This window comes from Pelagibius sp. (assembly GCF_028281305.1).
GTDB lineage: Bacteria > Pseudomonadota > Alphaproteobacteria > Kiloniellales > Kiloniellaceae > Pelagibius.
On the sequence record NZ_JANQKD010000046.1, the window covers coordinates 23,857 to 33,777 of the forward strand.

The window sequence follows — 9,921 nt, forward strand, 5'->3', positions numbered from 1 at the left end:
TGGGGACGGGAAAGGCTATCGAGGACATGCCCCGCGACCGGTTGCGACCGCTCCGCGGGAGCTCACGTATCGGGATACAGCGCTAACATAGTCATCGCGGCCCGGATGTCCATGAGAATCGGGGGGAATCGCCGGGAAATCCGGGCTTTTCCGCTGGATGGACCGCTGCAGGCCGCACGACGAAGCAAGGCTAGCACAAGCCCCTTGCCATGCGGTTACCGGCTCTGCCGGAAGAGCCCTTCTGCCGGAAGAAGTCTTGTCAGGCGGCCTCGTTTACGCGAATGCTGGGCCGTCGTGATCGCCGCACGGTTTGCTGTCGGAACCGGCCTGAAAGGGGCTTTCGATGAAGATGCAGGAGGCCCTGGATTGGGCCCTGGACTGGGTAGCAGCGAACCCGGCGATGACCGCCCTCATCGCGACCTTTCTTCTGCTGGTTCTCGGCGTCGCCGGAGGGATTCTTGGCCTCTTTGGCCGGCCGCGCCGCCGTGCCGGGCGCGGCGGCGGCACGGTGCAAAGGCGCTCGAATCCCCGCGGCGCCAGCGCGGCGGAGGGCGAGACCGAAGCCTGGGAAGACTTCGACCCGGTCGAGATCGCCGAGCAGCTGCTCTCCCGGCGCGGTGCGCCGCTTCCCGTCGACAGGCTCGTGGTCCAGCTCTCGGAACTGCGCAGGGCCGTCGACAAACTGCGCACCTGGGCGCGCACCGGCGTCGACCGGGATCGCACGCTCCTGGCCCTGCGGCAGCTTGCGGCCGGGCGCGGTGAGGCGGCGGAGACGATCTTTCGCGAGGCCCTGGCGCAGGGCCGGAACGCCACCTTCGAAGGCCGTCTGGCCGCGGCCGCGGCGGCCCGTCACCTCGGCGCGCTTGCAGTCCTCCATGACGCCGAGGCGGCGGTTGCGGCCTACGAGGAGGCGGTGACGCTCGACCCCGACCACTTCGACGGCCTCACCAATCTGGGCGAGATCTATATGCACCTGGACCGGCGGGAGGATGCCGAGCGCGTCTTCGCGCAGCAACTGCGCTTCGATGAAATACCCTCCGGTGCCGGGCTGCAGCGGGTCTCCGCGCTCATCGGTCTGGCGCGCGGTGCCCATGGCCGCGGCGATCTCGCGCGGGCGACCGAGCTCTGCGAGCGCGCCGTCCACCTCAGCCGCGACATCGGACAGGACGGCCACCTGGCCTATGCCCTCGGCAACCTGGGCGTTCTGCACTTCGAGCAGGGCCACGATGACCTGGCCGAAGAGATGTTGAACCAGGCCCTCGCCCTGGAACAGGCTCTCGGTAACGAGGAGGCCGCGTCGATGGTCATGGGATACCTGGGTACGCTCGCCAAGAGGCGCGGGGACCTGGAGGGCGCAGGCGCTGTCTTCCAGGAGATGCTGGCGCTGGCCCGGGACAGCGGCCTCAGAGACCTGGAGGCGGAAGCCTACGATTGTCTTGGCGATCTGGCTGAGGCGGACGGCGACCGTGCAGCGGCCGGGAAGCACTGGACGGCGGCCCGCACCATCTTTGCGGAACGGGGCCTCAACGACGAGGTTGCCGAACTCGATGCCAAGCTGGACGGCTTGGGCTCTTCGAGCGTGCAGGAGCGCTAGCCTTCCAAGACGGCTATTCCCGGCCCTTCACGAAGGCGCGGATTGTGGCCATGAGTCGTTACTTTGACCGGTCTGGCCTTCGTCTTTTGCATCAGGTACCGCAGGAGAAACGTCGCTAAGGACTTAGGTCTTACGGGAGAGATCCAGGAAAATTGTTTGGTTTGCAAATAGGTTAAACCAGCTATGCAGTGCCACAGCACAATGACTGCTTTACTCCAACTCTTAATCGATTCACATTATGTTCTACGCACTGAGTGCGTTTGAGAGATGAGCGAGATACCTGGAGTGGTGAATGACAAACGATTTGGAGAAGCTGCTAAAGGCGGCGAAAAAGGTCACCACTAGCAAAGCAGATGCGGAAGAGCAGCGGCGGAGCTTTGCCTACGGTAACGCGAAAATCGAAAATGATCATGTAACGCGCGATATCGTAAACAAACAGGCCGAGAAGCTCCGAAAGTAGGTGTCTTGTTTTGACAGCTGACGATGACCGCCACAGCATCGCCCAACGACCAGAGGTAATAGAGAGCGACGCTGAGCGTGCGCCGATTGAGGCTGCGAATGCACTCCAGCAGTTCGATGCTGTACTCGATGAGATAGACAAAGTTGCGAGAGACGGTTTGCCGTTTCGGCTGCGACCTTCTCTAATTCTAGGACTGCATCGAATTGCCCTTCAGAACCTCTCAAGCTTTGCGGGCGTGTTCCGGCCAGGGCCGGTGAGTATCGGTAAGAGCAAACACAGTCCCCCCGACGCGCATCTCGTCGCTGAGCTTGTTGAGCAGATGTGCGACTGGATAAATGAAAATCTCGACAAGCCACCCCTTGAGTTGTGCGCATACGCAATGTGGCGGCTTAATTGGATCCATCCCTTTGAAGATGGAAACGGGAGAACATCAAGGGCAGTCTCGTATTTGGTTTTGTGTAGCGTTCTTGGCGACCGCCTTCCTGGGAGAAAAACAATCCCGGAACAAATCGCTGAAAATAAGAAACCCTACTATGAAGCACTCGAGAAAGCAGATGAGGCTTGGGCCGACGGGCAGCTTGATCTTTCAGTAATGGTTGGGTTGTTGGAGGGCTATCTGGCAACGCAGTTGAAGAGCGTGTTTGATCAGGCATCAATGCCCAACGACGCAAAGTCAGCTGACCGAAGGTTTCATTAGGTCTTTAAGGTCGCGATAGCTTCGCGCAACAGAAATTCGCTGAGCGCATTAATAGCCTTCGATCGGTGCTCCAAATGCGGCGCGTGACCGACGGCTGGGATCAGGTGGATTTCAACGGTGCCGGCGACCCGCTGGGCGATTTCTTCGACCTGCGCCGGCGAGCCGTAGGCGTCTTCGGCGCCCTGGATGACCAGCGTGGGTGCGCTGATACCAGGCAGGTCGGCGCGCATTTCGCAGCCGTCGAAGCCGGGCCGCAGCCAGGTCTCGGCCCAGGCGCGCCAGAGGTCCTCGGTTTTTTCGCCGTGATATCTGGTGAGGCGTTTTCTTATCGTAGTGGCGCCGGGCTCCGCATCGGCGGCGCGAATGCCGGCGAGGGTGATCTCCTCCACCATCACGTGGGGCGCCAGGGCAATGCAGGCGGCGGGCGCCTCGGGAGAGGCGGCGGCGAACATCAGCGCGATAGTGGCGCCGTCCGAATGGCCGATCAGAATTGGCCGCTCGACCTTGGCGGCGGCGAGGACGGCCGGCAGCACGGTCTCTGCTTCCTGGCGCAGGTAGCCGTTGTCGCGCGGCAGGGCGAGGGGGTCCGAACCGCCGTGGCCCTGGCGCTCATAGATCAGCGCCGGCAGGCCGAGCCCGGCAGCGAGGGCATCGGGAAAGCCTTTCCACTGGCCGATGGAGCCCAGCGCCTCGTGCAGGAAGACCAGGGTCGGTGCATTGGCTGGGGCGCCAGTCAGCGTATCGGGCGGCGTGATCCGGCGGGCGCTGAGGCGCAAGCCCTCCGCGTCCAGCAGCAGGTCTTCGCTTTGCGGTCTGCCCGGCGGGCTATCCGGAGCCACGCGGCTGTGCCGTCCCTCTAAGGCTCAAGCGCGCTAGTAGACCTCCGGCACATAGAGTTCCTTCGGCAGGACGGTGCGCTCATAGTCCGGGTTGAAGACCCGCTCCGGCAGCTCGACGGGCTCGTGGGGCACTTCCTCGTAGGGCACCTGCGACAGCAGGTGGTGGATGCAGTTGAGGCGGGCGCGCTTCTTGTCGTTGCCTTCGACGATGGACCAGGTCGCTTCGGGGATGTTGGTCCGCCGCAGCATCTCTTCCTTCACCTTGGTGTAGTCCTCCCAGCGGACGCGGGACTGCAGGTCCATGGGGCTCAGCTTCCACTGCTTGATGGGGTCGTGGACGCGCATCAGGAAGCGGAGCTGCTGTTCCTGGTCGGTGATGGAAAACCAGTACTTCACCAGTTTGATGCCGGAGCGCACCAGCATGCGCTCGAACTCGGGCACGTCGTTGAAGAACTCGTCGACCTGCGTTTCGTTGGCGAAGCCCATGACCCGCTCCACGCCCGCCCGGTTGTACCAGGAGCGGTCGAAGAGCACGATTTCGCCGGCGCTCGGCAGGTGGGGGACGTAGCGCTGGAAGTACCACTGGTGCTTCTCGCGCTCGCTCGGGGCCGGCAGCGCCACGGTGCGGCAGACCCGCGGGTTCAGGCGCTGGGTGACCCGCTTGATCACCCCGCCCTTGCCGGCGGCGTCGCGCCCCTCGAAGATCACCAGCAGCTTGTAGTTCGTATGCACGACCCAGTCCTGCAGCTTGACCAGCTCGGCCTGCAGCTTGAGAAGCTCCCGGAAATAGGTGCGGCGGTCGAGGGCGGACTTGTGCCGCAGGGTCGAGATCTGGCGCAGCTCCTTGCTGACGCGCTGGTCGTCGATCTCCATCTCCAGCTCTTCGTCGAAGCTGTCTTCCAGCTCCGCGTCCACCCAGCTCATCTCCTGGCCGGGTTTCCCCGGGCCGGGTTTCCCTGGACCGGACTCCTCCTGAGAGGGCTTCTCTGCTATCGCTTCGGGCTGGGGTTTCTGCAGGTCGCTGCTCATGGCGCTGTTTCGTCTCTCTTTTTTGGCCGGATCGGGCCGCAGGCTTCGTGAAGACTGCACGCTACAGCAGGTTTTTGACAACCGTGTTGACCTGCCGCAAGGCGGGCAAAGTGGGCGCGGCGCTGGCGATCAGGGTCAGAAGATGTCCCGGTTCTCCCGCACCTCGGCTTTGATGAAGTCCACCGTCTCGCGGATGCGGCGCAAGGAGGCGGTGTTCTCGTGGCTGACGATCCAGAAGGTGCGGGTCAGCGAGAAGGTCTTGCGCAGCACCGGCTGCAGGCCGCTCTGCTCGCCGGCCAGGAAGTCGGGCAGGATGCAGATGCCGGCCCCGGCCAGGGTCGCGTTCAACTGGGCGATCAGGTTGGTGGAGGAAATCTGCGGCACCACCTTGCGGCCCAGAATCGGCATGTAGTCCAGCTTGGGGTCGAAGATCAGGTCCGAGATGTAGCCGATCATGCTGTGCTGCTTCAGGTCCTCCAGCTGCTGGATCGGCGGGCTTTCCTTCAGATAGTCGCCGGTGGCGTAGAGATGCAGGTGATAGTCGGTCAGCTTGGCGACCCGCAGGCGCCCGGACTTGGGCCGGGTGATGGCGATGCTCACATCGGCCTCGCGCTTGGACAGGCTGAAGATCCGCGGCATGGCCACAAGCTGCAGCTCCAGCTTCGGATGGCGGCGGGCGAGCTTGTGGATGCGCGGCGCCAGAAAGAAGGAGCCGAAACCGTCCGGCGCGCCCAGGCGCACCACGCCCTCCAGGGACTCGTCGCGGCCCTGGACCTGGGCCTGGGCTTCCAGGGTCGATGTCTCCATGGCCTCGGCGGCGGGCAGCAGGCGCTGGCCTACCTCGGTCAGGCTGTAGCCCTTGGGATTGCGGTCGAAGAGGCGGGCATCCAGCGCGCTTTCCAGCGCACGGATGCGCCGCGCCACGGTGGCGTTGTCGACTTTCAGGCCCTTGGCGGCGGTGGTGAGCTGGCCCGAGCGAGCCACCGCCAGGAAGAACTTCAGGTCATCCCAGCGCAAGCACGCATCCTCTTTATCCTTGTCTGATGGGCTCCGGCGGGCCGTGTTTTCGTTGCGGCACTGTCGCTGCGGCGGCCCGCGTGGTAAAGTGCATTCTTGCTGCTATGCTCCGCCTCTCATTGCAGAAATGCAAAATGAAAATGACATTTTGGCGGTTTTGAGCGGCCTTCGAATGTAATAACCACTACAGTTGCTGATACTCAGGCGAAATCTTTGGGACGAAAGAGCCCAGGCGCGGGATAGAAAAGGGCTGGCGGAATGCAGGAACTCACGCACTTCATTGGCGGCGAGCACGTCAAGGGAACCAGCGGCCGCACGGCCGAGGTGTTCAATCCGGCAACCGGCGAGGCGGAGAAACGGGTGCCGCTGGCCAGCGCCGGTGAACTGGATGCCGCAGTCGCCAATGCCCGCGAGGCACAGCCGGCCTGGGCGGCGACCAATCCTCAGCGCCGCGCGCGCGTGCTGATGAAGTTCGTCGAATTGCTGCACCGCGACATGGACAAACTTGCCGAGGCGCTGTCCCGTGAGCACGGCAAGACCCTGCCGGATGCCAAGGGCGACATCATCCGTGGTCTGGAGGTCGCGGAGTTCTGCTTCGGCGCGCCGCATCTGCTGAAGGGCGAGTACACCACCAACGCCGGGCCGGGGATCGACATGTATTCCCTGCGCCAGCCGCTCGGGGTGGTCGCCGGCATCACGCCGTTCAATTTCCCGGCGATGATCCCGATGTGGAAGTTCTGCCCGGCCATCGCCGCCGGCAACGCCTTTATCCTGAAGCCCTCCGAGCGCGACCCCTCGGTGCCGCTGATGCTGGCGGAGCTGATGATGGAGGCCGGCCTGCCGGCCGGTATCCTGAATGTCGTCAACGGCGACAAGGAGGCGGTGGACGCCATCCTCGACCATCCGGACATCATGGCCGTGGGCTTCGTCGGCTCGACGCCGATCGCCGAGCACGTTTATACGCGCGGCTGCGCCGCCGGCAAGCGGGTGCAGTGCTTCGGCGGCGCCAAGAACCACATGATCATCATGCCCGATGCCGACATGGACCAGGCGGTCGATGCGCTGATCGGCGCCGGCTACGGCGCGGCGGGCGAGCGCTGCATGGCGATCTCGGTCGCTGTCCCGGTGGGCGAGAAGACCGCGGACGAACTGGTCGAGCGTCTGATCCCGCGGGTCGAAGGACTGAAGATCGGCCCCTACACCGGCGGCAACGACGTCGATATGGGCCCGCTGGTGACCGCGGCGGCCCGCGACCGGGTCAAGGGTCTGGTCGACAGCGGCGTCGCGCAGGGGGCGGAACTGGCCGTCGACGGCCGCGGCTTCGCCATGCAGGGCTACGAGGACGGCTTCTTCGTCGGCGGCTGCCTCTTCGACAGGGTCACCACGGAGATGGACATCTACAAGGAAGAGATCTTCGGGCCGGTGCTCTCCGTCGTGCGCTCGCCCGACTACAACGACGCCCTCGACCTGACGATGAACAATCCCTATGGCAACGGCACCGCCATTTTCACCCGCGACGGCGACACCGCCCGCGACTTCTGCGACCGGGTGAACGTCGGCATGGTGGGCGTGAACGTGCCGATCCCGGTGCCGCTGGCTTACTACACCTTCGGCGGCTGGAAGGCCTCCGGCTTCGGGGATCTGAACCAGCACGGGCCGGACAGCTTCCGCTTCTACACCCGGACCAAGACGGTGACCTCGCGCTGGCCCTCCGGCGTGAAGGAAGGGGCGAGCTTTACGATCCCGACGATGAACTGAGGAAGCAGGGAACTGAGGAACAACTGGGAACTGAGGAAGAGCAGGCCAAAGGCTGCCGCAACGCCCTTGCGGGGCCACAGGTGCGGTTCGGGGCTTCGGCCCTTAGAGTGTTGATTTTTCGGTCAAAGATCGCTTAGGTAGACGAGATTTTCCGGGCGGCCAAAGGTCGCAGGCAAGCCAACAAGAAGAACCGGGAAATCTGAACGGGAGGCTCAGCGGAATGATGGGAGCACCATCGTCGCTGTGTGCGGGAAAGCCGGCCGTGGCGGCCGGCACGGGGTATGGTGCCCGGGCTCACAAAGCCTGGGACTGTGATGCCCGGGTTGCCGCGCACGGTACCATCGCCCTGTTGGACAAAACGGGGTCTGGCACATGAGAAAGGCTGATCTGCCGCCGGCGGAGCTCGACACCTTTCCCAAGCTGCTGGAACACCACGCCGCCAAGCGGCCGGGGCGCCCGGCGATCCGCGAAAAGGACTTCGGCATCTGGCAGACCCATAGCTGGGGCCAGGTGGCGGAGGAGGTGCGCAACCTCGCTGCCGGGCTGATTTCCCTCGGCGTGCAGCGCGGCGACAAGGTCGCCATCGTCGGCGACAACCGCCCGCGGCTCTACTGGACCATGACGGCGGCCCAGGCCATCGGCGCGGTGCCCGTGCCGCTCTACCAGGATTCCGTGGCCGAGGAGATGGCCTACGTCGTGGAGCATGCCGAGGCGCGCTTTGCCGTGGTGGAGGACCAGGAACAGGTCGACAAGCTGCTGGAGATCCGCGAGCGCTGCCCGGGCCTGACCCAGATTGTCTACGACGAGTCGCGCGGCATGCGCCACTACACCCAGGGCTTCCTGCACCACTTCGACGCGGTCCAGGCCGAGGGGCGCGACTACAACAAGATCCACCCGGATTTCTACGCGGAGGAGATCGCCAAGGGCCGCGGCTCGGACACCGCGATCATCCTCTACACCTCGGGCACCACCGGCAAGCCGAAGGGCGTGATCCTCAGCTTCGACAACGTGCTGAAGACGGCGGCGAACGGGGTGAAGCTGGAGGGCCTGAGCGATCAGGACGAGTCCCTCGCCTACCTGCCCATGGCCTGGGTCGGCGATCACATCTTCTCCTATGCGCAAAGTTACGTGGCGGGCTTCTGCGTCGCCTGTCCGGAATCCAGCGCCACGGTCATGCATGACATGCGCGAACTGGGGCCGACCTACTTCTTCGCGCCGCCGCGCATTTTCGAGAACATCCTGACCACGGTGATGATCCGCATGGAGGACGCCGGCTGGATCAAGCGCCGGCTGTTCCACTTCTTCATGGAGGTGGCGCGGCGCTCGGGCACCGGCATTCTCGACGGCAAGCCCGTGGGCTTTGGCGACCGCCTGCTCTACGCCCTCGGCCAGATCCTGGTCTTTGGGCCGCTGAAGAACACCCTGGGCTTCACCCGCATCCGCCTGGCCTATACGGCCGGCGAGGCGATCGGGCCGGATATCTTCGACTTCTACCGCTCGCTGGGCGTCAACCTGAAACAGCTTTACGGCTCCACCGAGGCCAGCGTCTTCATCACCATCCAGCCCGACGGCGAGATCGAGGCCGACACCGTCGGCAAGCCGGCGCTGGATGTGGAGATCAAGATCGCCGACAACGGCGAGGTGATGTTCCGCGGCCCCGGCGTCTTCGTCGAGTACTTTAAGAATCCCGAGGCGACGGCGGAGACCAAGACGGCTGACGGCTGGGTGCACACCGGCGATGCCGGCTTCTTTGCCGACAACGGGCACCTGAAGATCATCGACCGCGCCAAGGACGTCGGCCGGCTGAACGACGGCGGCCTCTTCGCGCCCAAGTACGTCGAGAACAAGCTGAAGTTCTTCCCCGACATCAAGGAAGCGGTGGCCTTCGGCCACGAGCGCGACTACTGCACCGCCTTCATCAACATCGATCTGGTGGCGGTGGGAAGCTGGGCGGAGCGCAACAACGTGCCCTACGGCAGCTATCAGGAACTGGCGGCCAATCCCCAGGTGATCGAGACCATCAAGGGGCACATCGAAAAGGTGAACCGCGACTTGGCGGCGGACCCCAAGCTTTCGGGCTCCCAGATCCGCCGCTTCCTGGTGCTGCACAAGGAACTGGATGCCGACGACGGCGAGCTGACCCGCACCCGCAAGGTGCGCCGCAGCTTCATTGCCGAGCGTTACAGTCCTTTGATCCAGGCGCTCTACTCCGAGGCCGACAGCGCCTACATCGAAACCGAGGTGACCTTCGAGGACGGCCGCAAGGGTATGATCAAGGCGGACCTCCAGGTCATCAACATCGACCTCCAGCCGGCTGCGGCGCCGGCGCTCAAGAAGGCAAGCTGATGGCGGCTGACACCCTGGCAAGCGCACCGGCCTTAGAGGCGGCGGAGCCCTCGGCGCCCGCGATGCCCCAGAAGAAGATCGGCGAGACCCTGCTCCGGGTCGACAACATCACGCTCTCCTTCGGCGGCGTCAAAGCCCTGACCGACATCTCCTTCGAGATCCGCGAGCACGAGATCCTGGC

At 64.3% G+C, this 9,921-nt stretch carries 8 protein-coding genes and 1 pseudogene; 6 read left to right on the top strand and 3 right to left on the bottom strand.

What is annotated here, in order from left to right:
- The first annotated feature begins 343 nt into the window (after positions 1–343).
- The 3 genes from Q0982_RS11295 to Q0982_RS11305 all read left to right on the top strand — a co-directional run bounded on the left by Q0982_RS11295 (position 344) and on the right by Q0982_RS11305 (position 2,751).
- Entirely contained in the window at positions 344–1,594 is a 1,251-nt protein-coding gene (locus tag Q0982_RS11295; protein ID WP_299395467.1) for a lipopolysaccharide assembly protein LapB, read from the top strand.
- A gap of 292 nt (positions 1,595–1,886) precedes the next feature.
- The gene (locus tag Q0982_RS11300) at positions 1,887–2,054 is read left to right on the top strand and encodes a hypothetical protein (protein ID WP_299395469.1); all 168 of its coding nucleotides are present in this window, start codon (positions 1,887–1,889) and stop codon (positions 2,052–2,054) included.
- A 10-nt stretch (positions 2,055–2,064) separates the two neighbouring features.
- The gene (locus Q0982_RS11305) at positions 2,065–2,751 is read left to right on the top strand and encodes a Fic family protein (RefSeq protein WP_299395470.1); all 687 of its coding nucleotides are present in this window, start codon (positions 2,065–2,067) and stop codon (positions 2,749–2,751) included.
- Here Q0982_RS11305 and Q0982_RS11310 read toward each other — a convergent pair.
- From Q0982_RS11310 to Q0982_RS11320, 3 genes are all read right to left on the bottom strand, one after another.
- Positions 2,748–3,590 (bottom strand): alpha/beta fold hydrolase, encoded by an 843-nt coding sequence (locus Q0982_RS11310; protein ID WP_299395471.1) that lies wholly within the window; start codon positions 3,588–3,590, stop codon positions 2,748–2,750. The two genes, Q0982_RS11305 and Q0982_RS11310, sit on opposite strands and share 4 nt — an antisense overlap.
- A 33-nt stretch (positions 3,591–3,623) precedes the next feature.
- Complete coding sequence (ppk2, locus tag Q0982_RS11315; RefSeq protein ID WP_299395473.1) at positions 3,624–4,514, bottom strand: polyphosphate kinase 2; 891 nt, start codon at positions 4,512–4,514, stop codon at positions 3,624–3,626.
- 240 nt (positions 4,515–4,754) lie between these two features.
- On the bottom strand, positions 4,755–5,636 hold the full coding sequence (locus Q0982_RS11320; RefSeq protein ID WP_299395474.1) for a LysR family transcriptional regulator: 882 nt from the start codon (positions 5,634–5,636) through the stop codon (positions 4,755–4,757).
- Between the two features lie 258 nt (positions 5,637–5,894).
- On the opposite strand from Q0982_RS11320, the gene Q0982_RS11325 reads away from it, so the two are divergent.
- The 3 genes and pseudogenes from Q0982_RS11325 to Q0982_RS11335 form a co-directional block, all read left to right on the top strand.
- Entirely contained in the window at positions 5,895–7,394 is a 1,500-nt protein-coding gene (locus tag Q0982_RS11325; RefSeq protein ID WP_299395476.1) for a CoA-acylating methylmalonate-semialdehyde dehydrogenase, read from the top strand.
- Positions 7,395–7,766: 372 nt separating this feature from the next.
- Positions 7,767–9,740 (top strand): AMP-binding protein, encoded by a 1,974-nt coding sequence (locus tag Q0982_RS11330; RefSeq protein ID WP_299395477.1) that lies wholly within the window; start codon positions 7,767–7,769, stop codon positions 9,738–9,740.
- Positions 9,740–9,921: pseudogene (locus Q0982_RS11335) on the top strand (hypothetical protein); the annotation flags it as partial. The gene Q0982_RS11330 and the pseudogene Q0982_RS11335, both read left to right, overlap by 1 nt.